At 63.2% G+C, this 25,865-nt stretch carries 23 protein-coding genes; 10 read left to right on the forward strand and 13 right to left on the reverse strand.

Annotation, left to right across the window (positions count from 1 at the left end; genetic code table 11):
- Positions 1-32: 32 nt before the first annotated feature.
- Complete coding sequence (locus QWI18_RS22715) at positions 33-227, reverse strand: hypothetical protein (RefSeq protein ID WP_141695161.1); 195 nt, start codon at positions 225-227, stop codon at positions 33-35.
- Here QWI18_RS22715 and QWI18_RS22720 point away from each other — a divergent pair.
- On the forward strand, positions 226-657 hold the full coding sequence (locus QWI18_RS22720) for a nuclear transport factor 2 family protein (RefSeq protein ID WP_369319916.1): 432 nt from the start codon (positions 226-228) through the stop codon (positions 655-657). The genes QWI18_RS22715 and QWI18_RS22720 overlap by 2 nt on opposite strands.
- 87 nt (positions 658-744) lie before the next feature.
- On the opposite strand, the gene QWI18_RS22725 is transcribed toward QWI18_RS22720, so the two are convergent.
- Positions 745-1,629, reverse strand: coding sequence for a LysR family transcriptional regulator (locus QWI18_RS22725; RefSeq protein WP_369319917.1), 885 nt, complete (start codon positions 1,627-1,629; stop codon positions 745-747).
- A gap of 117 nt (positions 1,630-1,746) precedes the next feature.
- Between QWI18_RS22725 and argC the strand changes: the two genes are divergently transcribed.
- Positions 1,747-2,670 carry an N-acetyl-gamma-glutamyl-phosphate reductase gene (argC, locus tag QWI18_RS22730; protein WP_296313159.1) on the forward strand — a complete coding sequence of 308 codons (924 nt, stop codon included), beginning with the start codon at positions 1,747-1,749 and terminating at the stop codon, positions 2,668-2,670.
- Positions 2,671-2,692: 22 nt separating this feature from the next.
- Here the strand turns inward: argC and QWI18_RS22735 are convergent, their stop codons facing one another.
- The 4 genes from QWI18_RS22735 to eat all read right to left on the reverse strand — a co-directional run bounded on the left by QWI18_RS22735 (position 2,693) and on the right by eat (position 8,144).
- Positions 2,693-4,111, reverse strand: a complete 1,419-nt coding sequence (locus tag QWI18_RS22735) for a CoA transferase (protein ID WP_369319918.1) — start codon at positions 4,109-4,111, stop codon at positions 2,693-2,695.
- 408 nt (positions 4,112-4,519) lie between these two features.
- The gene (eutC, locus tag QWI18_RS22740; protein WP_369319919.1) at positions 4,520-5,338 is read right to left on the reverse strand and encodes an ethanolamine ammonia-lyase subunit EutC; all 819 of its coding nucleotides are present in this window, start codon (positions 5,336-5,338) and stop codon (positions 4,520-4,522) included.
- A gap of 34 nt (positions 5,339-5,372) precedes the next feature.
- Positions 5,373-6,764 carry an ethanolamine ammonia-lyase subunit EutB gene (locus QWI18_RS22745; protein ID WP_369319920.1) on the reverse strand — a complete coding sequence of 464 codons (1,392 nt, stop codon included), beginning with the start codon at positions 6,762-6,764 and terminating at the stop codon, positions 5,373-5,375.
- Between the two features lie 27 nt (positions 6,765-6,791).
- A complete protein-coding gene (gene eat, locus QWI18_RS22750; RefSeq protein ID WP_065988650.1) occupies positions 6,792-8,144 on the reverse strand; it encodes an ethanolamine permease in 1,353 nt (450 codons plus the stop codon).
- 449 nt (positions 8,145-8,593) lie between these two features.
- Here eat and QWI18_RS22755 point away from each other — a divergent pair, with 449 nt between their 5' ends.
- Positions 8,594-9,670: an AraC family transcriptional regulator gene (locus tag QWI18_RS22755; protein WP_369319921.1), complete on the forward strand. Its 1,077-nt coding sequence runs from the start codon at positions 8,594-8,596 to the stop codon at positions 9,668-9,670.
- Positions 9,671-9,876: 206 nt separating this feature from the next.
- Here QWI18_RS22755 and QWI18_RS22760 read toward each other — a convergent pair whose 3' ends face one another.
- Together QWI18_RS22760 and QWI18_RS22765 are read right to left on the reverse strand one after the other, a co-directional pair.
- The gene (locus tag QWI18_RS22760) at positions 9,877-11,826 is read right to left on the reverse strand and encodes a hypothetical protein (protein ID WP_369319922.1); all 1,950 of its coding nucleotides are present in this window, start codon (positions 11,824-11,826) and stop codon (positions 9,877-9,879) included.
- 111 nt (positions 11,827-11,937) lie between these two features.
- The gene (locus QWI18_RS22765; protein WP_369319923.1) at positions 11,938-12,201 is read right to left on the reverse strand and encodes a DUF2790 domain-containing protein; all 264 of its coding nucleotides are present in this window, start codon (positions 12,199-12,201) and stop codon (positions 11,938-11,940) included.
- Between the two features lie 306 nt (positions 12,202-12,507).
- Between QWI18_RS22765 and QWI18_RS22770 the strand changes: the two genes are divergently transcribed.
- On the forward strand, positions 12,508-13,248 hold the full coding sequence (locus QWI18_RS22770) for a response regulator (RefSeq protein WP_065988653.1): 741 nt from the start codon (positions 12,508-12,510) through the stop codon (positions 13,246-13,248).
- Positions 13,245-14,585 (forward strand): ATP-binding protein, encoded by a 1,341-nt coding sequence (locus QWI18_RS22775; RefSeq protein WP_369319924.1) that lies wholly within the window; start codon positions 13,245-13,247, stop codon positions 14,583-14,585. The genes QWI18_RS22770 and QWI18_RS22775 overlap by 4 nt, the downstream gene beginning before the upstream one ends.
- A gap of 218 nt (positions 14,586-14,803) precedes the next feature.
- On the opposite strand, the gene QWI18_RS22780 is transcribed toward QWI18_RS22775, so the two are convergent.
- From QWI18_RS22780 to QWI18_RS22790, 3 genes are read right to left on the reverse strand one after another with little or no spacing between them, the layout of a single operon-like run.
- Positions 14,804-15,121, reverse strand: a complete 318-nt coding sequence (locus QWI18_RS22780; protein WP_369319925.1) for a hypothetical protein — start codon at positions 15,119-15,121, stop codon at positions 14,804-14,806.
- Complete coding sequence (locus QWI18_RS22785) at positions 15,118-16,482, reverse strand: acyclic terpene utilization AtuA family protein (RefSeq protein WP_369319926.1); 1,365 nt, start codon at positions 16,480-16,482, stop codon at positions 15,118-15,120. The genes QWI18_RS22780 and QWI18_RS22785 overlap by 4 nt, the downstream gene beginning before the upstream one ends.
- Complete coding sequence (locus tag QWI18_RS22790) at positions 16,483-17,973, reverse strand: citrate:proton symporter (RefSeq protein WP_141695162.1); 1,491 nt, start codon at positions 17,971-17,973, stop codon at positions 16,483-16,485.
- Here QWI18_RS22790 and QWI18_RS22795 point away from each other — a divergent pair.
- The 5 genes from QWI18_RS22795 (at position 17,951) to efeO (QWI18_RS22815) (ending at position 23,362) form a co-directional block, all read left to right on the forward strand.
- Positions 17,951-18,829 (forward strand): LysR family transcriptional regulator, encoded by an 879-nt coding sequence (locus QWI18_RS22795; protein ID WP_192130110.1) that lies wholly within the window; start codon positions 17,951-17,953, stop codon positions 18,827-18,829. The genes QWI18_RS22790 and QWI18_RS22795 overlap by 23 nt on opposite strands.
- A 197-nt stretch (positions 18,830-19,026) precedes the next feature.
- Positions 19,027-19,908, forward strand: coding sequence for an iron uptake transporter permease EfeU (efeU, locus tag QWI18_RS22800; RefSeq protein WP_192130109.1), 882 nt, complete (start codon positions 19,027-19,029; stop codon positions 19,906-19,908).
- 8 nt (positions 19,909-19,916) lie between these two features.
- On the forward strand, positions 19,917-21,128 hold the full coding sequence (gene efeO, locus QWI18_RS22805; protein WP_192130108.1) for an iron uptake system protein EfeO: 1,212 nt from the start codon (positions 19,917-19,919) through the stop codon (positions 21,126-21,128).
- A 65-nt stretch (positions 21,129-21,193) separates the two neighbouring features.
- Complete coding sequence (gene efeB / locus QWI18_RS22810; protein ID WP_065988661.1) at positions 21,194-22,510, forward strand: iron uptake transporter deferrochelatase/peroxidase subunit; 1,317 nt, start codon at positions 21,194-21,196, stop codon at positions 22,508-22,510.
- A gap of 27 nt (positions 22,511-22,537) precedes the next feature.
- Positions 22,538-23,362, forward strand: a complete 825-nt coding sequence (gene efeO / locus QWI18_RS22815) for an iron uptake system protein EfeO (protein ID WP_192130107.1) — start codon at positions 22,538-22,540, stop codon at positions 23,360-23,362.
- A gap of 1,062 nt (positions 23,363-24,424) precedes the next feature.
- Here efeO (QWI18_RS22815) and QWI18_RS22820 read toward each other — a convergent pair.
- Both QWI18_RS22820 and QWI18_RS22825 read right to left on the reverse strand, forming a co-directional pair.
- Complete coding sequence (locus QWI18_RS22820; protein ID WP_369319927.1) at positions 24,425-25,195, reverse strand: molybdopterin-dependent oxidoreductase; 771 nt, start codon at positions 25,193-25,195, stop codon at positions 24,425-24,427.
- Positions 25,188-25,811 carry a cytochrome b/b6 domain-containing protein gene (locus QWI18_RS22825; RefSeq protein WP_192130106.1) on the reverse strand — a complete coding sequence of 208 codons (624 nt, stop codon included), beginning with the start codon at positions 25,809-25,811 and terminating at the stop codon, positions 25,188-25,190. Before QWI18_RS22825 ends, QWI18_RS22820 begins: the two co-directional genes overlap by 8 nt.
- Positions 25,812-25,865 lie beyond the last annotated feature (54 nt).

Raw genomic sequence — 25,865 nt, forward strand, 5'->3', positions numbered from 1 at the left:
AACCGAGCGCCTGAACGTGCCGCAGCGAGCCCTCAGTAAAGCAGTATTTCGCCAGCCTGTATCACGCCGCGACGTGACGGCACCCCACTTTCAAACGCTCCCTTTCCAACAGGCTCGATGTGGGCTAGCCTGAGCGGCGCAGTTGTACGACGACGTACAAAGCCACCTTTCTTCAGAAATGGCCGCTGCATGCCGCTTCCATCAACAATAAAAAAGGATGCACTCATGACCCGACTCAAACTGACCCTCGGCTTCTTCTGCCTGTTTTCAGGCGTCGTGGCCGCCGCCCCTTCTGCCGATGAACAAGCCGTCGCCAAGGCCGTCGACAACATGACTCAGGCGATGCTGCACAAAGACATTGCCACCCTGGGCGCGCTGACTTCGGACAACGTCACCTACGGACACTCCAGCGGCAAGGTGCAGAACAAGGATGAATTCATTGCGGACATCGAAACCGGTCGCAGCGGCTTCAACACCCTGGAAATGAAAAACCAGACAATCAACATGAACGGCGACACTGCCCTGGTGCGCAACCATTTCTCCGCCGAAGCCGTGAACAGTGGCAAGGTTGTGCCGACCGAGATCGAAAACTTTCAGGTCTGGCAGAAACAGAAAGGCCAATGGCTGCTGATCGGACGCCAGGCGTTCAAATTCTGATGGCGTGACTTCAACGTCTGGCCCGACCGGTTGCCTGAGAGGGTCAGGCGCCGGTCGGCTACATGTCTGTTTTTACCGCCCGTTGAGCTACAACGCTTCCAACTCCTGCAACGCCGCCAGCACATTGCGGGTCGAGCGCTCGACACTTCCCGCCCGGTGCGCGATGCCCAACTCCCGCCACAACGCCGGCTGCAACGGACGCATGACAATGCGGCTTTCCGGCGGCGGCGTGGACGCCTCATGGGGCAGCAACGTCGCGCCATAGCCCGCCCCCACCAGACTCTTGATGGCGTCGTTGTAATTGAGCTGAATGCGCGGCGTCGGCTGCGGCCCCTCGCCGGCGAACCACTCCGCCACCTGACGGGACAGCCGGGTGGTGGCGTCGTTGAGAATCAGCGGCTGACCGGCAAGCCAGCTCGGCGTGATGACCGGCGGGCAATCCCAGCGCGCCGGCAGAAACGCCATCACCGGGTCGCGCCGCCACGACTGTATCGACAGGCCCTTGACCGGCGCCTGGGGCAACGCAATCACGCCAATGTCCAGGCTGCCGTCCGCGAGTTTTTGCAGGGTCTGCTGCGACGTCAGCACCGCGACCTGCACGTCGATGCCGGGGTGCAACTGCTCCAGGGTTTCCAGCGCCTGGGGCAGCAATTGCGCGATAACGCCGGTGGACGCCCCCAGTCGAACCCGCCCGGCCAGCCCTTTGACCTGACGCTCGACGTCTTCCAGCGCCTGTTCGGCGTCGGCCAATAGACGCCGCGCGCGCTCGATTAGCGTATCGCCGATGGCCGAAGGCTGAACCCGCCCACGGGTGCGCGAGAGCAACACGCCGCCCACCCGTTGCTCAAGATCGGCAATGTGCAGACTGACCGTCGGCGGCGCGAGATTCAGCACCCGCGCCGCTTCGGCAAACGAGCCGTGGTCGGCGATGGCCACCAGGGTGCGCAGACGATCCAGGCTAATTTCCCGCACTGGCCAGCCCCTCCTTCAGAAAACCTGAAGTGTACCGTCATCAAATTCAACTTTCTCTATCAACGATAGGGCTTGAAGATGTCAGTCATTGACGACCTTCAGCGGAATTCCAACCTCATGCCCACCCCCATTGTGTTCATCGACGGCGACCAAGGCACCACCGGCCTGCAGATTCACCAGCGCCTGCAAGGCCGCACCGACCTGCACGTGGTCACCCTTCCAGCCGAGCATCGCAAAAACCCGGCCAGCCGCGCCGCCGCGATCAACGCGTGCGACATTGCCGTGCTGTGCCTGCCCGACGAGGCCGCCCGGGATGCGGCGGCGAGCATTACGAATCCGGAGGTGCGGGTCATCGACGCCAGCTCTGCGCACCGCACCCACCCCGACTGGGTCTACGGTTTCGCGCAGATGAGTGACGCGCAGAAACAACGCATCGCCACCGCCCGCCGCGTCAGCAATCCGGGCTGCTACCCCACCGGGGCGATCGGTCTGTTGCGTCCGTTGCTGGAGGCGGGTCTGCTGCCGCGCGACTACCCGATCAGCATCCATGCGGTGTCAGGGTATTCGGGCAAAGGCCGCGCCGGGGTCGATGAATTCGAAGGGCCGGACGCTGCCCAGGCGATCCCGTTTCAGATTTACGGCCTGAGCCTGGCGCACAAGCACGTCCCGGAAATTCAGCAATACAGCGGCTTGAGCGAGCGGCCGGTGTTCATTCCGGCCTATGGCGCGTTTCGTCAGGGCATCGTGCTGACCATCGCGCTGCAAACGCGCTTGCTGCCCCACGACGTGACCGGCAAGACGCTGCATGCTGCGCTGGCTGAGCATTATCAGGGCAGCGGGTGTGTGGAAGTGATGCCGATGGAACAATCAGGCGCGCTGAGCGGGATCGACCCGCGCCAGCTCAACGGCACGGATAACCTGCGGCTGATGGTGTTCGAGAACGAGGGCCACGTTTTGCTCGCCGCCGTGTTCGACAACCTGGGCAAGGGCGCGGCCGGGGCGGCGGTGCAGAACCTGGATTTGATGATTGCGGGTGGCTGACTGACGTTCGACCCGTCGTGCGTTACAGCCATCTCGCGTCGACGCTGCCCAGCTCGCCCGCCGGTAAATCCCACTGCGTCGGGGTACCTTCAATCACTCCGGCGGGTGTCAGGCGCAGCGCCGGGCCCCACGCGGTGTGCTCAATGTCAGGGGAATAATCCCTCGGATTCAGCGGGTGCAGGGCTGCAGGCGGCGCGTCGGCGGGCGTGAACGACAGCAACGACAACGCCGTTCGCGCCAGGGATGCCCGGACTTGAACGCCGTCGCCGGTGATCAGTCGCTGAGTCAACCCGCGCACCGCTGCCGCCGCCATCAAATACCCCGTGGCGTGATCCAGTGCCTGCACCGGCAGCGGCACGGGCCGGTCACTTCCCGCGGCGACCATGCCGGCGTTGGCGATGCCGCAACTCATCTGCACCAGGCTGTCGAAACCCCGTCGCTCGCGCCACGGGCCGGTCCAGCCGTAGGCGTTCAGCGAGACATCCACCAGACCGGGATTGAGCGCCCGACGGCGTTCGGCACCGAGGCCCAGGCGCGCGAGGGCGTCGGCGCGGTAACCGTGGATCATCACGTCGGCTTCGCTGATCAAGCCCTCCAGCACTGCGCGGTCGGCAGGGTCGCGCAGGTCCAGCCGCGCGCAGCGTTTGCCCAGCACCACTTCGGGCACGGTGCCAGGCTCGTCCCAGCCAGGGGGATCGATGCGCAAGACCTCAGCGCCGAACCCGGCGAGAAAGCGCGTCGCCACCGGGCCGGCCAGGATGCGCGTGAGGTCGAGCACGCGGATGCCGCGCAGGGGGCGTTCGCGTGGGGCGATACATTCAGGTCGCGCAGGTTTGGACTGATGCGGCCCACCCGGTCCCACTGGCGCTTCGGTGCGATGCAGCAAGGGTTCGGCAGCGACGGCACGACCCTGGGGATGTTCGCGCCAGGCAAGCGCACTGCCCATCGCGGCGGCACAACCCTGGTTGCCCACTACCGCGCTTTCCAGCTCACTGGCCTTCCAGCACAGCACGGCCTGACTGACCGCATCGCGCTCGGGGGCGGTGTTCAGCACGGCAAGCGCGGCCTGACGATGGTGCGGCGCGTTGGTGTGCAATCGAATCCAGCCATCCGCCGCGCGGTAATCCCCCGCCACCGCGTCCCACTGCGCCGGCAGCGACCAGCCTTGGGGCTGCAGAGACGTGGCGAACCAGAATGAGGCCAGGCGCCGGTCGACCGTGATCGCGGGCGCGGTGCCGTAGGCCTGAACGATCAGTTCGCCCACCGCCAGATGGGCGGCAGCGATGGCGGCGGTGGCGAAATCGGTGACCGGAAATGCCGAGGTCAGCGCGCCTTCGCCAGTGATCTGGAGATGATCGAGGTAGCGAGGCTCGCCGCCGAGGGCCAGCCAGAATTCACGCAGGAAATGCGTGCAGGCAGTGTCGGAATGGGCAGTGGGCATAAGGCGGCGCTCTCGGAAGTGGTGAGAGCAGCCTAGCAAATGAATCTGGAAAGCGGGCTGACACCGCGCAGCTCGTGGGATCGGCTTTAGCCGGGAAAGCGGTGTCTCTGCCGGTGGAGATTCAGCGAATGCACTGGCCTCTTCCCGGCTGAAGCCGGTCCTACTAACACCACGCGCGCATTTCGTAGGACCGGCTTTAGCCGGGAAAGCGTTGTCTCTGCCGGTGGAGATGCAGCGGATGTGCTGGCCTCTTCCCGGCTGAAGCCGGTCCCACTGACACCTCGCGTGCATTTCGTAGGACCGGCTTTAGCCGGGAAAGCGGTGTCTCTGCCGGTGCAGATGCAGCGAATGCACTGGCCTCTTCCCGGCTGAAGCCGGCCCCACAAAACCCCGCAGTGCCTGAGACATTCACCCACCCAACAAAAAATTCCCCGGCCGGTTGCCCTCGCCCGCTTCCAAAACCGGCACTTGCGCGTCGTCCTTCAGGCTCACGCCGGACAATTGCCGGCGCCAGGCTTCGCGCATCAGGTACAGCAACTTGTGCGCCGCCATCGCGTAACTCATCCCCTCAAGGCGCACATTGGAAATGCAGTTGCGCGCAGCGTCGTTCAGGCCCACGCGCGGTGCGTAGGTGAAGTACAGACCGAGGCTGTCCGGTGAGCTGAGGCCTGGCCGTTCGCCGATCAGGATCACCACCATGCGCGCCTTGAGCAGTGCGCCGATTTCATCGGCAACGGCGACCCGGCCCTGCTCCACCAGCACCACCGGCGCCAGGCTCCAGCCTTCCGCTGCCGCCATTTCATCGATGCGCTCCAGCATCGCCGGGCTATGACGCTGCACCGCCAGCGCAGACAAGCCGTCTGCGACCACCAGCGCCAAATCAAATCCTTCAGGATGCGCACCCGCGTAATCCTTCAGTTGCGCAACCGACGCCTCGGACAAGCGCCGCCCCAGATCAGGCCGTTGCAGGTACATATGGCGGTCGGTGGCCGAGCTTTGCACGGTCAGCGTTTCCCGGGACCGACCCGCCAATTGCTCAGCCAGCGCCCCGTGATCAAAGGCCAGATGCACGGCATCGCGGGCCTGGGCGTGGGCGAACTGGAAATCCAGCTGCGCCGCCGTCGGCAGACTAGTGCCCGCGTGCCCGAGGGCGATCCGCGCCGAGGTCAACGAGCGCAACTGCTGCCAGGCATCGGCGTGTGCGGGTGATTTCTTGTCATCGCTCATGGCTCATGCCCTTGTCTGAACTGCTGATCAGCGACTAATTAAGTTGCGCCAGCGCCTTGCGGAACAATGGCGGCACGCCCTGCCCCAGCCGCACACCGCCGTCGTCCTGACGCAGGATGTCCATGCGCGTCAGCCATTCCTCGAACTCCGGGGCCGGGCGCAGACCGAGGGTCTTGCGTGCATACAAGGCGTCGTGAAACGAGGTGGTCTGGTAATTGAGCATCACGTCGTCGGACCCCGGAATGCCCATGATGAAATTGATCCCCGCGACGCCGAGCAAGGTCAGCAGCACGTCCATGTCGTCCTGGTCGGCTTCGGCGTGGTTGGTGTAGCAGATGTCGCAACCCATGGGCACGCCGAGCAGCTTGCCGCAGAAGTGATCTTCAAGCCCGGCGCGAATGATCTGCTTGCCGTTGTACAGGTATTCCGGGCCGATGAAGCCGACCACGGTGTTGACCAGAAACGGGTTGAAATGCCGCGCGACGGCGTAGGCCCGGGCTTCGCAGGTCTGTTGGTCGACGCCGTGGTGGCCGTTGGCCGACAAGGCGCTGCCCTGCCCGGTTTCGAAGTACATCAGGTTGTCGCCCAGAGGCCCGCGCTTCAGGCTCAGCCCAGCTTCGTAGCCCTCGCGAAGGATTTCCAGGCTGATGCCGAAACCGCTGTTGGCCGCTTCGGTGCCGGCGATGGACTGAAACACCAGGTCCAGCGGCACGCCCTTCTCAATGGCCGCGACTGAGGACGTGACGTGGGTCAGCACGCAGGACTGGGTGGGAATCTCGTAATGACGAATGACGCCGTCGAGCATTTTCAGCAGTTCGCTGATGGCGCTGACGCTGTCGGTGGCCGGGTTGATGCCGATCATGGCGTCGCCGTTGCCGTACAGCAGACCGTCGAGCACGCTGGCGGCGATGCCGGCCGGGTCATCGGTGGGGTGATTGGGCTGCAGCCGGGTGGACATGCGCCCGCGCAGGCCGACGGTGTTGCGAAAGCGGGTGACGACACGAATCTTCTGTGACACCAGCACCAGATCCTGCACGCGCATGATCTTCGACACCGCTGCTGCCATCTCCGGGGTCAACCCCGGCGCCAGGGCCTTGAGGCTGGCTTCGGTGGCGTCGTCCCCCAGAAGCCAGTCGCGAAAGCCGCCGACCGTGAGGTGGCTGACCGGGGCGAAGGCCGCGCGGTCATGGCTGTCGACGATCAAGCGAGTGACTTCGTCCTCTTCGTAGGGAATCAGCACTTCGGTGAGAAATTGCTTGAGCGGCACATCGGCCAGGGCCATCTGCGCCGCCGCACGTTCGGCATCGCTGCTGGCGGCGACTTCTGCGAGGAAGTCGCCGGAGCGTGCGGGGCTGGCCTTGGCCATGAGTTCCCGCAGGCTGTCGAAGCGCCAGACCATGCCACCGATGCTGTGGGAAAAGCTCATGCACACCTCTTCATTCGAACCGCGTGATTAACCGGTGACCGCGACCGACGCACTGCGCCCGCGCACCATTTTGCAGAACAGCGCACCCACGGCCATCAGGCAGATGAATATGGCGCAGATCAGCAGGTTGAACCAGACCATGGCGACGAGGCACACCACCGCCAGTACCAGCGCGATGCCCGGCACGATCGGATAACCCGGCGCACGGAAGCTGCGCTCGAGGTTCGGTTCGCTGCGGCGCAACTTGAACAGGCTGAGCATGCTGATGATGTACATCACGATAGCGCCAAACACCGACATGGTGATCATCGCCGCGGTCAGTGTCATGCCCTGCAGGTTGATCACGCCGTCACTGAGGATTGCGATGATGCCGATCACGCCGCCCGCGAGGATGGCGCGGTGTGGGGTCTGGAAGCGCGACAGTTTTGCCAGGCTCGGTGGCAAAAAGCCCGCCCGTGCCAGGGCGAAGAACTGCCGCGAGTAACCGAGGATGATGCCGTGGAAACTCGCCACCAGACCGAACAGGCCGATCCACACCAGCATGTGCATCCAGTTGGAGTTACCGCCGACTACCGCTTTCATCGCCTGTGGCAGCGGGTCATTGATGTTGGCCAGCGTACGCCAGTCGCCGACGCCGCCGGCGAAGATCATCACGCCGATCGCCAGCACCACCAGGGTCAGAATACCCGCCACGTACGCACGCGGAATGGTGCGTTTGGGGTCTTTGGCTTCTTCAGCCGCCATGGCCGCGCCTTCGATGGCCAGGAAGAACCAGATGGCAAACGGGATCGCCGCGAACATGCCGCTGATGGCCGGCAGGCTGAAGGTGTCGGAACCGGCCCAGCCGCCCAGGACAAAATTACTGAAGCTGAAGCCCGGCGCGACAACGCCCATGAACACCAGCAGTTCGGCCACCGCCAGGATGGTGACCACCAGCTCGAAGGTCGCGGCGATGCTCACGCCCAGGATGTTCAGGGTCATGAACACGAAATACGCGCCGATGGCCGCCACCCTTGGGTCCAGGGACGGGTACTGCACGTTGAGGTAGGCGCCAATGGCCATGGCGATGGCCGGCGGGGCGAAGACGAATTCGATCAGTGTCGCCAGCCCGGCGATCATCCCGCCGGTGACGCCGAAGGCACGCAGGCTGTAGGCAAACGGGCCGCCCGCATTGGGAATCGCAGTGGTCAGCTCGGTGAAACTGAAGATGAAACAGGTGTACATCACCGCGACCATCAGCGTGGTCACCAGAAAGCCCAGCGTCCCGGCAGTGCCCCAGCCGTAGCTCCAGCCGAAGTATTCGCCGGAAATCACCAGGCCAACGGCCAGCCCCCACAAATGCAGGGTTCCCAAGGTGGGTTTGAGTTGTGAAGCAGTCATGAGCGTGTACCCCGGTAGCCAGGCGACGGTATTTGTCTGACGTCGAGCATAGTCACAGCTGACGGGCGAAGGCTTGACCGTACGGCGCGCGGTTTGTCGTCTGCGGTCAAGTTTTGGGGGTATCTGCCGGGGGTGCGCCACGCTGGCGCGTAAAAACGGCCCGGTGCTTTATTGGGGGTCACGATTGCAGGTCAGTGTAAGGCTGCATTTCCGGGTCGGCGTGGCACCGTACTTCCCAAAACCCTGGTTGCCGGATGAGTCGCCGGGTAGCACCGCGCCTCTTGTGGGAGCGCGCTTGCTCGCGAAGCCGTCCGCCCAGCCGAGATGCGATCAAGCCTCCACAGCTGAATGGCAGGCCGGCGCGTGGGTGTCGGAAGGCGTGCTGAAGCCATGAAGGTATGACATTTGCTTGCACACTTTGCCTACACACCGTCAGAGCCTTCACCCCCATGTTCCAGACACTCGTCCCCGCCGCCGCATCGAACACGCCCGCCGCCAGCAATCGCGGCGTGCTGTCGGCTGCGGCCAACGGGCTCGATGGCTTCATCGTGCAGCACGGCGGTGATCTGGACCGGGTGTTCGGCCGCTCCGGCATCGACCCCGAGCAACTGCTGCACCCGACCCTGAGCCTGCCGCTGACCAACTACTGCAAAGTGCTGGAAGAAGCCGCCAACCAGACCGGCTGCGACAATTTCGGCCTGCGTTACGGCCAGCAATTCCGCCCACAGGCGCTGGGTCTGCTGGGCTACATCGGCCTGTGCTCGGCGACGCTGGAAGACGCGCTGATCAACTTTTCCGCCGCCTTCCCCTTCCATCAACACAGCACCCTGATCGAACTGGTCGATCAAGGCGAGTGCTACCGTTTCGACTATCTGGTGCGCCACGGCGCGATCGCCGAACGCCGCCAGGACGCCGAACTGACCATGGGCATGGCGCTGAACCTGGTGCGCCACGTGCTCGGCCCGGACTGGGCACCTCGGCAGGTCGCCTTCGAACACGCCAAACCCCAAGGCTGGCACGAACACCGCGACGTCTTCCGCGCGGACGTGTGTTTCGGGCAGCGCTGCAATTCACTGCTGATTCCCAAGGGCGATGTCGTGGGCAAGGCCATGCCCGGCAGCGACCCAGTCTTGCTGATGCTGATCAAGGACGCGATCCGTCAACTGGGCGATACCGGCAGTGGCACAAGCAACGGCCACGAGGCCACGCTCCTCGACCGCGCCCGCCAGACCCTCCTAGCCACCCTGCACTTGGGCGAACCGGCGCTGGAGGACATTGCCGAGACCCTCGGCCTGTCCGAATGGACCCTGCAGCGCAAACTGCGCGAACACGGTTTCAGCTTCACGCAACTGGTCGACCAGATCCGTCAGGAGCTGGCACTGAACCACCTGAAACAGCAGAACCTCAGCATCACCCAACTCGCCTCGCTGCTCGGCTACTCGGAAACCAGCGCGTTCTCTCGGGCGTTCAAACGATGGTTTGGGGTGAGTCCGAAGCAGTGGCGGGGGGGTGATTGCCGGGTTTGAAACGCCGACGGCCGGCTTTCCTTGTTTTTCCAGACAGCACCGGTCATGTGGGAGTGACCGGGGTGGCGCTCCACCTTGCTCATGAAAGGGCCCAAACATTCAGCCACTTTCTCTGGTGACTGACAGGAAGCCTTCGCGAGCAAGCTCGGCTCCCACAGGTAAATCAGTTCCAGCGGGCAGCGCGGCGTCTGGATCAGAAGCGCGCTCTACTTACGCCCCAAATCCTGCAACCAGTCATTCATGTTCCCCGGCAGCAGCAGTTCGTGCCGGGCGCGGGAGCTGGCGGTGTAGAGCAGCGAGCACACGCTGGCCATTGAATGCGTCGAGCCTTCACGCGGTGGGCGCATGAGGTCGCGGGAGAGCAACACAGAGTCGAACTCCTGGTTCTTCACGTCTTCGACTTTCGCCAGTTTGAGAATGGCGGCCGGGTCGTTGCAGAACCTTTGGGTGGTGTCGATGAAGTCCTGCAGCCGGTTGCCCTGGCCGAGCCACTCGTGCATCGCCTTGAATTCATGGCTGCCGCCCATGGCCGAGGCCAGCGCGTCCCAGTAGGCGAAGCGGAAGATCAGCCGGTGTTGCGGGCGCAGGTCTTCACGGTAGAGCAGGTCCAGGCCTTTGACGAACAGCGTGAGATTTTCAAGGGTGCGCGGCGGCATTTGAAAGCGCGCGCCGGCTTCGGTCAGGCGCTTGAACCAGGCAAACAAGCCCCATTCGTTGGCGACCAGAATCGTCGTGGGTTTTTCCGGAATCGGCATGACGCCGTGGCCAATGACCCGCGTCGGGTGCGGTGCGCGGCCCACGAAGCCTTCCTTGATGTCGCTGGGGTGCAACTGAATCATCGGGTTGAGCACGTCGGCCATTTGCTTGCCAGCGCGGATCGACTGGGTCATGAAACGCTGGCGAATGAAGCCGCCGTGGCGCGGGGTCTTGCCGCTGAGCTGCTGGAATTCGTCGCCCAACGTAATGACCGCCTGGGGACTGCGATCAAGGATCTGCACCATCGGCGCCGTCAGTTCGTGGCTTTCGTCGATGATGATGTGGCTGTAGTTCTCGGGGATGACTTCGCTGGTCAGCGCCAGAAACTTGATCCGGTGGCTGTTGCGGATCGGCAGACGAATGTGCGGCGCCGACGGCCTGACCGTTTCGCGCCAGAGCAGGCGGCTGTATTCCAGCAGCAGGGCAATGTCCGCCTGACCCGCTGCGTGCCCCAGCGACGGCAAGTGCCGCGCTTCGATATTCGCCAGCGGCGAGAGGCTGAAACTGTGCACGGTGGCGCGACAGACCCGGGCCACGTCACGGGGCTGCAGCTTGCCCACGGCTTGCAGGTTCAGCCACTGCGCCACTTGCCGGTCATCGACCAGTGAACTGGCGCCGGTCCGCTGAATGTCGGTGTTGCGCCAGCCGCGCGCGGTCAAGTCGCGGTTGAGCAGCAGGTTGGCCATGTGGCCAAACGTGCACGCGTTGATCCGCGCGTCGGGATTGGCCTGACGCACCCGCGCCTGAAGCGCGCTCACCTGGCCCGGAAAGGTCGCCATGAGCAGGGTCTTTTCCGGGACCAGGACCTCGAAGAACTTCGCCAGCAGATACGTCTTGCCCACCCCGGCGTAGGCTTGGAGGTGGAACGACTCTTCGTTGCAGACCTTGAACTCGTCGAAGATCCGGCTCTGCTGATCGCTCAGGCGCAGGACATCGCCGGACGGCATCACGACCTCGCGGGTCAGGGGTTCGAGTTTGGCGCGATGGCGCAGGCCAAAGCCGAAGTCCCACTGCCCTTCCCCGTCGAGGTAATCCTGCTGCTCAATGTCCGCGTCTTCGAGCAGACTGACGCCGGCGACTTCAAGCACCGAGAGCCCTGCGGCCAGATGGTCGGCGGTGAACCTGCCGCGCACCAGATCGGCAAAACGACCGCCCGCTTCTTCAACGGAAGCGGCCGCGCGCAGGACATCATCGAGCATGCGTTCGAGCTGTTCGACGGCGGTGTTTTGCGCGACCAGCGCCTTCAGATTGAGCAGCAGCATCAGCGCGGCGAGTTGCGGCCGGCCCGCCTCACTCAGGAAATCGTCCAGCGATTCGCCAGCGGCCAGGCCCTTGCACACCTCTTCGGTCAGGGGCAAAAACAACGACGGCGGGGGCGCGAAGGCAGCGGGTGATCTCATTGCGGGCGTCAGGTCCTGGGCGGCGCGTGGGCGCGGGCAGTCAAAAAGGAGCACAGCTTACTCCTGCCGCCCGATCACCGCCCACTTGCGTGTTGCCGCTACCGGCCAGCCTCAGTTGTCCTGCGGGCAGTTCTGGGCAACGGTTTCGTAGTTCAGGGTCTGCTGCTGACCTTGGGAATCGAGGTAGCGCAGGCGGGCATTGACCACGCCGCATACCGGCGTCGAATCGACTTCGGTGGACAGGGCCTTGGCGATGTCCAGGTGATCGCCGTACATATAAGTGTGCGCTTGAGCAACGGGCTGGGCTTGTACGGTGAGAGCGCTGAGGCTCAGGGCGGCAAACAGGGTGGCGATGCTGAGGTTCTTCCAGTTCATGATGTGCTCCGGTATTCAATGGGGTCATTCGGTTAGGGGTTCGAGGCGGTGTGCGTCTGTCGTCTCGATGGGTCCCATTGAACGCCCCGCAGGTATCTCGCTTGTGTCGCGAACGGCCGGAAAATCATCCTCACGTGTCAGAGCCCGCTGCAGATACACAGCGATACATTCGCGCCGAAAACCCGCCTTTTGCATGCGCATGTATGCCCGGCAGCGCCAGATACAGTGGAATACAAACGCCCGCAGGCAAGTCACGCGCGACTGGTTAAGATGCGCCACACATCAATGAACGCGGGAGCAGCGGCAATGGAGCACGTCGATCACATTCTGATTGTCGATGACGATCGCGAGATTCGGGAGCTGGTCGGCAACTACCTGAAGAAGAACGGCCTGCGCACCACGGTGGTGGCGGACGGCAGGCAGATGCGCGCGTTTCTGGAGTCGACGCCCGTCGACCTGATCGTGCTCGACATCATGATGCCCGGCGACGACGGCCTGCAGCTGTGCCGCGAGCTGCGCACCGGCAAGCACAAAACCACACCCGTGCTGATGCTCACCGCCCGCAGCGACGAAACCGACCGCATCATCGGCCTGGAAATGGGCGCCGACGACTACCTGGTGAAACCCTTCGCCGCCCGGGAACTGCTGGCGCGGATCAACGCCGTGCTGCGCCGCACCCGCATGCTGCCGCCGAACCTGATCGTCACCGAAGCCGGTCGTTTGCTGGCCTTCGGCAAATGGCAGCTGGACACCACCGCCCGCCACCTGCTCGACGCCCAAGGCACGGTCGTTACGCTCAGCGGCGCGGAATACCGCCTGCTGCGCACCTTCCTCGATCACCCTCAGCGTGTGTTGAGTCGCGATCAACTGCTGAACCTGACCCAGGGCCGCGACGCCGATCTGTTCGACCGCTCCATCGACTTGCTGGTCAGCCGTTTGCGTCAGCGCCTGGCCGACGACGCCCGCGACCCGGCCTACATCAAGACCGTGCGCAACGAGGGTTACGTCTTTACCTACGCCGTGGAAATTCTCGGGGATAGCCCATGAAGCTGAGCTTCGGATGGCCGCGGACCCTGGCGTCACGGCTTTCGCTGATTTTCCTGATCAGCCTGGTGCTGGCCCACGGGCTGTCGTTCGGCCTGCAATTCTATGAGCGCTACCAAAGCGCAATGACGCTGATGCTGGGTAATCTGGAACGGGACCTGAGCACCGCCGTGGCCGTTCTGGAACGCTTGCCCGCCGACGAGCGTCAAGCCTGGCTGCCGCGTTTCGAGAGCCCCAATTGTCGCTACATCCTGGGTAGCGGTGAGACCGGCGCGCCGATGGATATGAGCAACGCGCCGATGTCCGTGCATTCCATGCAGCGCAGCCTCGGCCGCGATTACGCGCTGACGTTCACGGACATTCCCGACACCCGACTGCACTATCAAGCGCACCTGACGCTGAAAGACGGCAGCCCGCTGACGATTGACATGCACCCGCGCATCACGCCGCTGTCGCCTTGGCTGCCGTTGCTGTTGATCGGCCAACTGGTGCTGCTGTTTGCCTGCACCTGGCTGGCCGTGCGCACGGCCATTCGCCCGCTGACGCGCCTGTCCCACGCCGTCGACAACCTCGACCCGAACGGCGAAGGCATTCGCCTGGATGAAACCGGCCCGACCGAAGTGGCCTTCGCCGCCGTGGCGTTCAACACCATGCAGCAACGGATTTCGACCTACGTGAAGGAGCGCATGCAACTGCTGGCGGCAATCTCCCACGACCTGCAAACGCCGATCACCCGGATGAAACTGCGCGCCGAGTTCATGGACGATGGCGTCGAGAAAGACAAGCTGTGGAGCGACCTGAGCGAGATGCAGCACCTGGTGCAGGAAGGCGTGGCGTATGCGCGCAGCATGGACACATCCACCGAGACGGCGCGGCGCGTGGACATGGATTCATTCCTCGACAGCCTGGTGTTTGACTACCAAGACGTCGGCCGCGACGTGCAGTTGCACGGCAAAACCGGCGCCGTCATCGACACCCGCCCCCACGCCCTGCGCCGGGTGCTGGTCAACCTGACTGACAACGCGTTGAAGTTTGGCGGGGCGGCGGAGATTCAGGTCATTGCCCACGCCGACCAGAGCCTGTCGCTGCACGTGCTCGACCGCGGGCCGGGCATAGCCGAAGGGGAATTATCGGAAGTGCTGAAACCGTTTTACCGCGTGGAAAGCTCACGCAACCGCGACACCGGCGGTACCGGCCTGGGCCTGGCGATTGCACAGCAATTGACGATCGCGTTAGGGGGCACGTTGAGCCTGACCAACCGCGAAGGGGGTGGGTTGTGCGCGCAATTGAAACTGCCCGCGCGGATAGCGACGGGGGCGGTGAAGATCACGGATATTTAGAGGGTGGTGACGATGAGCATCCCTGGTGGGACCGGCTTCAGCCGGGCAGAGGCTGGTGTGAGCCCTGAACATTCTGCAGTGTGACGCCCGGCGCATTCCCGGCTAAAGCCGGTCCTACAAAAATTGCGGTTGGCGCCGGCACCATTGGCACACCGCGCCCGCGTAGGACCGGCTTTAGCCGGGAAGGCGTCGGCCGCTGCACCGCAAAACTCGCAGCCTCACACGTCGATGTCCAGCAACGCCGCCCCAAGCGCCTTGCCGTGGGCATCGAGGGCCAGGGATCGTGTGACGCCGCCCTTCAAAATGCCCGGCAGCACAAAGTTCAGGGCATGCACCTTCGGCAGTTCATACCGAAGCACCCGAGAGGCATCGTCCCCCAGTAGCTCGGCGAAATGCGCAGCCACCCGCTCGACCGTCAGCGCCTGCAGCAACCGCGGATAGTCTTCCGCGTTGAACGCGATGACCGAAATATTCGAGGTATCGCCCTTGTCGCCGGTCCGGGAATGGGCCAGTTCGCGCAATTTCACGGCACTCACGATGCGTCCTCCAGATGAACTTGCGCCTTGATGGCGTCCCGCGGCATCAGCAGCGACGCGACTGCCACTACTTGCCGCACGCCCTTGGTCGCGCCGCCGCCGCCATACGGCCCGTTGGTGTAGAGGGTTTCCACTTCATTGCCGATGCGCACGGCCTCGGCTTTGTCTGCACAGCGAGCAGCGACCCGCAGGCGCACTTCCCATGGCTCGGCCGCTGCCCGCGAACCCAGCGCCGCACCGTGCAACGCGTCCACGCCGATCAGTTCGGCGCGCACGTCCTCAAAGACCACACCGGTCAGCTGCAAACGCTCCAGCACCACGTCCCGCGCCAGTTGCGCCCGGGCCAGCGCGCCGGGGCCGCCGTAGGAAATCTGCCCTTCGCCGACCCAGCCATCGAGATAGCCCACCGACACCTTCAGCGTCTCGGGTCGCGCACGGCCGTCGGCGCCTTCAGCCCGCACTTCGTTGGTGGCAACTGGATGGAACGACACACCGGAAAAATCCGCCGTCACGTCCGGGGTCAGGTACGCCGCCGGGTCGTGGACTTCATACATCATCTGCTCGGTGCAGGTGGCGGTGTCGATGCGCCCGCCGGAGCCCGCGACCTTGCTGATCACCGCCCTGCCCTCGGCGTCGACTTCCGCCAGGGGAAACCCGAGGCGCGCCAGATTCGGCACCTCTTTCACACCTGGATCAGCGAAGTAGCCGCCGGTGATCTGCCCGGCGCACTCCAGCAGATGGCCGATCAAGGTGCCGCGTCCCAGCCGCGTCCAGTCGTCTGCTGCCCAGCCGAACTCAAAGAGCTGCGGCGCGAGAAACAACGACGGATCGGCAACCCGGCCGGTGATCACCACATCGGCATCGGCCTTCAGCGCCTCCACAATCCCCTCGGCGCCCAGGTACGCATTCGCCGAGATCAAGCGATCACCCAACGAAGCAATCGTCGCGCCGTTATCCAGCATCTGCTCAGGACTTGCCTTGAGAACAGCCAGCACGTCATCCCCCGTCACCGCCGCGACCTTCAGCCCGTGCAGCCCCAACTCGACCGCGATGCGCCGCACTTCCTGCGCCGCCGCCAACGGATTGGCCGCGCCCATGTTGCTGATCAGCCGCAGCCGGCGCTGCCCGGCCTCGCGTCCTCGGCCTACAAATAGCAGCACGCGGCGCATGCGCTCGCTCAGCAGCGGGTCAAAACCGGCTTCGGGATCGCTGAGCCGTGCCTGTTGCGCCAGGGCAATGGTGCGCTCGGCCAGGCACTCAAAGACCAGGTAATCCAGTTCGCCCTTCTCGGCCAGCTCGACCGCAGGCTCGATACGGTCACCGGAATAACCGGCCCCGGAGCCGATACGTAATGTCTTCATTTAAAACACTCCCAGCAGCAGTGCGGTCAGGGTCATCAGCACCGATGCGGCAAACAGAAACGGAATGGTGAAGCGCTGGTGGTCAGCCAGCTCGACCTTGCACAGGCCGACCAGCAGGAAGGTCGCCGGTGTCAGCGGGCTGACCGGGAAGCCAGTGGTGTGCACGCCCAGCAGCGACGCCTGGGCCACTTGCAGCGGATCGACGCCGAGGGAGCGGCCGACTTCGGCGATCACCGGCATCACGCCAAAATAGAAGGAATCGGGATCGAACAGCAGGCTCAGCGGCATGGACAGGAAGCCCACCACCATCGGAATCAACTTGCCATGGCCGGCCGGAATCTGCGCCACCGCCACTTCGGCCATGGCCTTGAGCATGCCGGTGCCCTGCATGATCCCGGTGAACACACCCGCCGCCAGAAGAATGCTGGCCATGGTCAGGGCCGTTTTTGCGTGGGCATCGATGCGCGCGCGCTGGGCGTCGACGTTGGGGTAGTTGATGCACAGCGCCAGCACCGTGCCGACCATGAACATCACCACCGGATCGACCCAGCCGGAAATCATCACTGCCATCACCACGATGGTCAGCAGCAGGTTGAGCCAGAACAGACGCGGCCGGCGCAGCACCGCTTCCTGCTCGGTCAGCACCCGCTGCGGCACCACATCGATGTGCTCGGCGGTGGTTTGAAAACGGCCCAGCCCCAGGCGCTTTTCCTCACGACGCCCGAGCATCCAGGCGCAGAAGAAGACAAACGCCAGGCCGACGATCTGCACCGGAATCAGCGGCTGGAACAGCTCGGACACCGGCACGTGCAGTGCCGCCGACGAGCGCAGCACTGGGCCGGTCCACGGCAGGAAATTCACCCCCGCCGCCATCGCCGCGACGCAGGCCAGAATCCGCCGGTCGATGCCCAGCCGCGTGTACAGCGGCAGCATCGCCGGGATCGTCACCAAGAAGGTCACCGCGCCGGAACCGTCGAGGTGCACCAGCAGCGCCAGCAGTGCGGTGCCAACGACAATCCGCGTAGGACGCGTGCCCACCGTGCGCAGGATGCGGTCGATGATCGGGTCGAGCATGCCGGCGTCGGTCATCACCCCGAAGAACAGAATGGCGAAGACGAACATGCCGACCACCGGGGCGACGTTCTTGATGCCGGTGATGATGAAGCCGCTGGTTTGCAGCCCGAATCCGCCGATCAGCGCGGCGATGATGGGCAAAGCAATCAGGGCAACCAGAGGCGAGAGGCGCTTGCTCATGACGGCGGCGAGCAGGCAGAGGATGGTAATGACACCGAGGGTGGCGAGCATGGTGTGATCCTTCGTCATCCCTGACCGGCGGGCGGCGGGACGAGCTGTTGTTGTTTTCATCGAGTATCGAAACGGGGGTAAGCTTTGTAAATTGAAATGTTCGGCGCCCTGCGTTCGGAAAAACCGAATCAACTGCCGTGACGAAACCGTGGAAAACAACGCCATGAAGAACTCGATCCAGCACATCCGCGCCTTTCTCACGGTTGCCCATACCGGCAGCTTTGCCAAAGCGGCGCTGGAGCTGAACCTGTCGCCGTCCGCGCTGACCGTGCAGATCCAGCAGCTGGAAGAATGGCTCGGCGTCGCCTTGCTGGAGCGCAGCCCGCGCCAGGTCAGCCTGACCGCTGCCGGCCAGAACAATCGCGGGCCCATGGAGAAACTGCTGCTGGACCTGGACAACATCGTCGGTGGCTCGCGGGATCTGGCGGCACTGCGCCGGGGCGTGGTGACCATCGCTGCCCTTCCCTCGATGTGTTCCGGCACGCTGCCGCCGCTGCTGAAGGCCTTTCGCGAGCAGTTTCCCGGTGTCGAAGTGCGCCTGCGTGACGTGGTGGCGCAACGGATCGATGCGCTGGTGCGCGAAGGCGAAGTGGATTTCGGGCTGGGGGTGCGGGCCCGCATGGGTCACGGGCTGGCGTTCGACGTGGTGATGGTGGACCGGCTCAGCCTGTTCGTCCCCGCGGATCATCCGCTGGCACGGGAGCGCTCGGTCACCCTGCAGGCGCTTGCTGGGCAGCCGATCATCCTCACCGGCCGCGACAGCAGCGTGCGCGAGCGGGTGGAACAGTTATTTGCCGAAGAAGGGCTTGTGCTGACGCCTGGGCTGGAAGCGAACTACATGTCGACGGTCATGGCGCTGGTGCGGCAGGGCCTGGGGATGACGCTGCTGCCGGAATCCGCCGACGAAGGCCGCGGCGATTTGGTGCAGGTCCGCATTGAGCATCCTGGGGTGTGTCGGGAGATAGGACTGATTACCCGAGCGGGCGTGAGCCTGAGCCCCGCCGCGCAGCGATTCGTCGAAACAATGAAAGCCGCCCTGTGAACGCCACCACCTCTTGCAGCCTGCCGCTCGCCCACCACCTGAACCCCACCTGAACACCTTCACAACAAGCAGGGTTTTGCAAAAAAACCAGTACACCCATTCAATAATGAGTATCATTATGTTACACAATGGCTGAATGCGAATGGCTACATGACGCATTCACGTCGCACACCCTATCAGATCTGCACCGGTGATAAATGCTCGTTCCTTTTTTGATCATGCTGCGCGAAGGGATTGAAGCCGCGCTTATCGTTGGCATCATTGCCAGTTACCTGAGACAGACCGGCCGTGGCGAGTGGATGCCCGCGGTGTGGATCGGCGTGTTTCTGGCCGTCGCCCTGGCGCTGTTCGTCGGCGGTGGCCTGGAAATGGTCAGTGCTGAATTCCCGCAAAAGCAGCAGGAACTGTTCGAAGGCATTGTCGGCCTCGTCGCCGTTGTGATACTCAGTTCGATGGTCGTGTGGATGCGCAAAGTCGCCCGCTCGGTCAAACATGACCTGCACCAGTCCCTGGACGCCGCGTTGGCCGGGTCGAGAAACCAGACCTACGCGCTGATCGGCATGGTGTTCTTCGCCGTCGCCCGCGAAAGCCTCGAAACCGTGTTCTTCCTGCTCGCCGTGTTCCAGCAGAGCGAAGGCATGTCCGGCCCGCTGGGTGCGCTGTTCGGCCTGATCATCGCGGTGTGCATCGGCGTCGGCATCTACAAAGGCAGCATGCGCCTGAACCTGAGCAAGTTCTTCCGCTACACCGGCCTGTTCATCCTCGTCGTCGCGGCGGGCATTCTCGCCAACTCGGTGCGCTCGCTGCACGAAGCCGGTGTCTGGAACCACTTCCAGGACGTGGTCTTCGACATCAGCGCGATCCTGCCGATGGATGGCCCGACCGGTTCGGTGCTGGCCGGCATGTTCGGTTATCAGGATGCGCCGACCGTCAGCGTGCTGGTGGCGTACCTGGCGTACCTGTTCTTTGCGCTGTTCCTGTTCTTCAAGCCTCAGGCGCGGGTGGTGAGTCTGCCTACCCGCCCGGCCCATGAACACGGCCACACTTCTTCAGTTACGAATTCAGTTACGAACAAATAAGGGCACTCATGAACTCCACTGCCAACGGCCTTCCTCCGAAGAAAGCCAAGCCCCCACGCGCCCTGCAGTTCGCCGTTGCAGGCTCGGTGATTCTGATGATCGCCGCGGGCGCCATGTTCTACTTCGCCTCCCAGGCCGCGCAGAAAAAGCGCATCGCCAACAGCGGCAATGAAACCGTCGTGACCATCAACGCGAAGAGCTGCGAGCCGAACTCGATCACCGTGCCGGCCGGCAAGAACGCCTTCCGCATCGTCAACGCCTCGGATCGCGCCGTGGAGTGGGAAATCCTCGACGGCGTGCTGGTGGTGGAAGAACGTGAAAACATCGTTCCGGGCCTGAGCCAGATCATCAACGCCAACCTGCAGCCAGGCGACTACGCGATTACCTGCGGCTTGCTGAGCAACCCGCGCGGCACCCTGCACGTGACGCCAACCGCTGAGTCGGACGCCGCCGCCAAAGCGCGGCCGTCGATGGTCGCCTTCATCGGCCCGCTGTCCGAATACCGCGTCTACTTGAGCACCCAGAGCAGCGCGCTGATCCGCGCAACGAACGATCTGCAACAAGCCATCGACAGCGGCGATCTGGCCCAGGCGCAAAAAGCCTACGCGCCGGCCCGTGCCGCCTATCAGCGTATCGCCCCTGCAGCCCAGCGCCTGTCCGAGCTGGACAACGCGATCAACGCCCGCGCCGACTACTACGAGAAACGCGAACAGGATCCAGGCTTCGGCGGCTTCCACCGCCTCGAATTCGGCCTGTTCTCGCAGAAATCCATCGATGGCCTGACGCCGGTCGTGCAGAAGCTGCAAGCCGACATCGCCAGCCTGAAACAGCAACTGTTGGCCCAGAGCATCGCCCCGGAGCAACTGGCGAGCATGGTCGTGCGCAACATGCGCAGCATCGCCGAGGTCCGCAACAACGGCGAAGAAGAACGCTACAGCCACCTCGACGTGAACGGCTTTGCCGCCAACCTGGAAGGCACGCGCAAGGTCATCGACCTGCTGCGTCCGCTGCTGACCAAGACGTCCGGCGACGTGCTGAAAAAGATCGACACCGCGAGCACCGCACTGGATGACCAGCTGCTGATGCTCAAGACCGCCGACGGCTTCAAACCGTACGACCAGGTCAGCACCGAACAACGAAAACAAATAGCAGACAAGGCCAAGGCACTGGCCGACGCACTCGATGGAATCGATCCGGCCCTCGGCCTCTCAGGCCTGTGAGCGTGCCCGGGCGGGCGCCCCACGCGCCCGCCTGGCCTTGAAACCAGAGCGAAGACAGCATTCACATGAAAGACTCCGATTCAAAAAACGCGCCGATCTCTACTGACCGTCGCCGCGTCCTGCTGGGCCTTGGCGCTGCAGGCGCAGCGGTGGCCGGTGCCAGCCTGACCGGCAATGCGTTCGCCGCCACCGCGCCGGCGCAGGTCACCGAAGCACCGAAAAGCGAAAAGACCCAGGACCACAACGCGTTCCACGGTCAGCATCAAAGCGGCATCGTCAACCCGCGCCCTGCCGCCGGGATGATGGTCTCCTTCGACGTGCTGGCCCAGGACCGCGAAGACCTTGAGCGCATGTTCCGCACCTTGAATGAGCGGATCACGTTTCTCATGACCGGCGGGGCCGTGCCTCAGGTCGACCCGAAACTGCCACCGCTCGATTCCGGCATCCTCGGCCCGGTGGTCACGCCGGACAACCTGACCATCACCGTGTCAGTGGGTGACTCGCTGTTCGACGACCGCTTTGGTCTCGAACCCGTCAAGCCCAAGCGTTTGCAGCGCATGGTTGGTTTCCCCAACGACGCGCTGGAGGCCGAGTGCTGCCACGGCGACTTGAGCATTCAGTTCTGCTCGAACGCCCCGGACAGCAACATTCACGCCCTGCGCGACATCGTGAAAAACCTGCCGGACCTGCTGCTGGTGCGCTGGAAACAGGAAGGCACCGTGCCTGCCCAGGCCCCGCTGAAACCGGGCCAGGCCCCGGAAAGCGCGCGCAACTTCCTGGGTTTCCGCGACGGCTCGGCCAACCCGGATTCGAACAACCAGAAGACCATGAACGAGCTGGTCTGGGTGCAACCGGGCAGCGACGAACCGGCCTGGGCCGCCAATGGCAGCTATCAGGCGGTGCGCATCATCCGCAACTTCGTCGAGCGCTGGGACCGTACCCCGCTGCAGGAACAGGAAGCCATCTTCGGCCGGGTCAAAACCACCGGCGCGCCGATGGACGGCAAGACCGAAGCCGACGTCCCGAATTACCACAATGATCCGGCAGGCAAGATCACCAAGCTGGACTCACACATCCGCCTGGCGAACCCGCGCACGGCGGAGACCCAGCGCAACCTGATCCTGCGTCGCCCGTTCAACTACTCGAACGGCGTGAACAAGAACGGTCAGCTCGACATGGGCCTGCTGTTCATCTGCTATCAGGCGGATCTGGAGAAAGGCTTTATTACCGTGCAGACACGCCTCAACGGCGAGCCGCTGGAGGAGTACCTCAAGCCGATCGGCGGCGGTTATTTCTTCACCCTGCCGGGCGTGGTCGACAACAACGATTTCATCGGCCGGTCGCTGCTGGCCGCCTCTGCCCAGACAACAAAAACTGCCTGACACCCTTTACCTCACAGGAAGAGCCCTATGAAAAAGTCGCCTCTCGCGTTGTTGCTTACCTTTGGCGTATTGCAGACATCGATGTCCGCGTTCGCTGCCACCGCGCCGCTGGACCTGGTCACGCCGGTTTCGGACTACAAAATCTACGTGACTGAAAACGTCGACACCCTGGCTGCCGACACCCAGAAGTTCACCGACGCGATCAAGAAAGGCGACCTGGCAACGGCGAAGAAGCTGTTCCCGACCACGCGTCTGTCCTATGAGTCAATCGAGCCGATTGCCGAGCTGTTCAGCGACCTGGACGCGTCGATCGACTCCCGCGAGGACGATCACGAAAACGGCGTGAAGGCCGACGATTTCACCGGTTTCCACCGTCTGGAATATGCGTTGTTCTCGCAGAATTCGACCAAGGATCAGGGCGTGTTCGCGGACAAGCTGCTGGCTGACGTGAAAGAGCTGCAGTCGCGTATCGCGGACATGACGTTCCCGCCGGAGAAGGTGGTAGGCGGTGCGGCTGCGCTGATGGAAGAAGTGGCGGCGACGAAGCTGTCGGGCGAGGAAGATCGTTACAGCCACACTGATCTGTATGATTTCCAGGGCAACGTTGACGGGTCGAAGAAGATCGTCGATCTGTTCAAGCCGCAGCTGGAGCAGTCGGACAAGGCGTTCGTGGCGAAGGTGGAGAAGAACTTTGCGACCGTGGACAAGATCCTGGCGAAGTACAAGACCAAGGACGGTGGCTACGAGACGTACGATAAGGTGAAGGAGCAGGACCGCAAGGCGCTGGCAGGTCCGGTCAATACGCTGGCTGAAGATCTGTCGCAGATGCGCGGGAAATTGGGTTTGAACTGATTCCTCAGGTAATGAAGAGCCCGCTTGCCGAGAGATCGGCAGGCGGGCTTTTTTATGGGTGCGCCGTTTGTTGGATTGGAGCTCTATCCATTATTTGTGTTAGCTGACGTTATGGTTCCGCCCTTACGGCGGGTCACTTTTTCCAAGAGCCGAAAAAGTAACCAAAAAGGCCCTGCTCCTGGTTTGGCCCCTCGTTCCTCGGGGTTCCTTCACTCCGGTCCCGCTACGTGGGCCCGCGCCGAACGGGCATCCATGCCCTGACGGCGCTCTCGCCGCATCCCTGCGGCTCGACCCACTCCGCGAAACCTGCGTTCAGCCTGCACCCAAGTCGCGATTGGCGGTGTTTGAGCCTTCTGCGTATTGAGATCAAAAGCAGATCAAAAGCAGATCAAAAGCAGATCAAAAGCAGATCAAAAGCTTCCCGGCTAAAGCCGGTCCTACGGTGACCGCGGTGTTTGTAGGACTGGCTTTAGCCGGGAATGGATGCGGAGCGTCCTCAGATGCATACCCACGCAGAGCGTGGGCACGATCAGCAGGGTGAACGCGGTGCTTTCAGTGGGACCGGCTTTAGCCGGGAAGAGGCCAGCCCAGGCGCCAACAATTTTGCTGACCGCACCCCCTTCCTGTGGGAGCGAGCTTGCTCGCGAATGCTGCATTTCAAACACCAATTATTTGGCGGCTGTACCAATGCCTTCGCGAGCAAGCTCGCTCCCACAAGTCCCCAGTATCCTCAGACCGCAATCCGCCCTTGATCCGCTTTTGATCTGCTTTTGATCTTCATACGCAAAAAGCGCAGACACCGCAGAACGCGACTTGGGTGCAGGCCGAACGCAGACGACGCGCAGTGGGCCGAGCGGCATGGATGCCGCGAGAGCGCCGTCAGGACATGGATGTCCGTTCGGCGCGGGCCCACGGAGCGTCGTCGGAGTGAGGGAACCCGACGAAGTCGGGCCCAACCGAGAGCAAGCACCCTTGGTTACTTGGGGTGCTTTTCCAAGTAACTCGCCGAAGGCGAAACCGAGGCCGTTAGGCCGACGCTTTAGATCTTGATCTTAAAAAGAATCAGATCCCGCTGAACCAGTTGTACCCCTGATCTTCCCAATACCCACCGGGATTATCATTACTCACCACAATCTCAACGATATGCTTCGGATTCTTGAACCCCAGCTTCGTCGGCACCCTCACCCGCAACGGATAACCATACTCCGGCGGCAGCGCCACCTCGGCAAAATCAAGTGCCAGCAGCGTCTGCGGATGCAACGCCGTCGGCATATCCAGACTCGAGTAATACCGATCCGCGCACTTGAACCCGACAAACTTCGCCGTCGTGTCCGCCCCCACATGCTCCAGGAACGTGCGCAACGGCACACCGCCCCACTGCCCGATCGCGCTCCAGCCCTCAACGCAAATCAACCGCGTGATATCACTGCGCTGAGGCAACTTGCGCAAACCCTCCAGCGTCCACGGCGCCTTGTCCCTCACCAGCCCCGACACACCCAGCTTCCAGTCCGCCGTGTCCAGCTCCGGAATATCGTCCTCGCTGTAAAACGCATTGAACGGGAACGGATTACGAACCTGATCCTTGGTGAACGTCGGCGCCAGCTTCTGCCCGCTGAACAACCAAGCCTGAACCCGATCGTTCCAGCGCGACATGCTCCACAGCACCTTATCCACCTGATCGCCGTCCTGCAGGTTGCAACCGGTGAGCATCGCCATCGCGCCCACGGTCAGCCCGCCTTTCAGGAAATGTCGACGCTGCAGGCTCTCCAGCTGGATCTGCTGGGCCGGCTCCAGTTTGATGCGCGCAATGGCGCGTTTCTTAGGCTCAATCATGCTCGACCTTCCCGCTCTCAATCCCACGCGTACCGCCGGTGATCATCGGCATCAGGGTTTTCGGCACCATCAGCACCAACGCCAGATGCACCACCACGAACGCGCCAATGAACGCCATCGCCGCAAAATGCACGTACCGGGCGAAGTCGTAGCCGCCGAACACGGCAGTCAATTCCTGCAACTGAATGGGCTTCCAGATCGCCAGCCCCGTCAGCACGATCAACACGCCGGCGGCCAGCACCAGCCAATACATCAGGCGCTGCACGGCGTTGTAGACGCCCTTCTCGTGCTTGAGTCGAAAACGCAGCGCATCGAGCATGTCGCGCTTGACGGCCTTGGGGGTAACCGGCAGGAAGTCGCGCTTGAAATGCCGGGTGAACAAGCCATACAGCACGTAGATCAAGCCATTGATCACCAACAGCCACATCACTGCGAAGTGCCACGCCAGCGCGCCGCCCAGCCAGCCGCCCAGGGTGAAATCCCGGGGGAACGTGAAGCTGAACAGCGGCGATGCGTTGTAAATGCCCCACCCGCTCATGAACATGCAGACCATGCCGAAGGCATTGATCCAGTGCGTCAGGCGGATGGGCCATGGATGAATTCTGGTTTTTTTCATGGTGCGAGACTCATCACGGATTCGGTGAAAGCGGCGCCGTGAGACGCCGCAACC

Source organism: Pseudomonas sp. W2Oct36 (assembly GCF_041060465.1).
In the GTDB taxonomy this organism is placed as follows: domain Bacteria; phylum Pseudomonadota; class Gammaproteobacteria; order Pseudomonadales; family Pseudomonadaceae; genus Aquipseudomonas; species Aquipseudomonas graminis_B.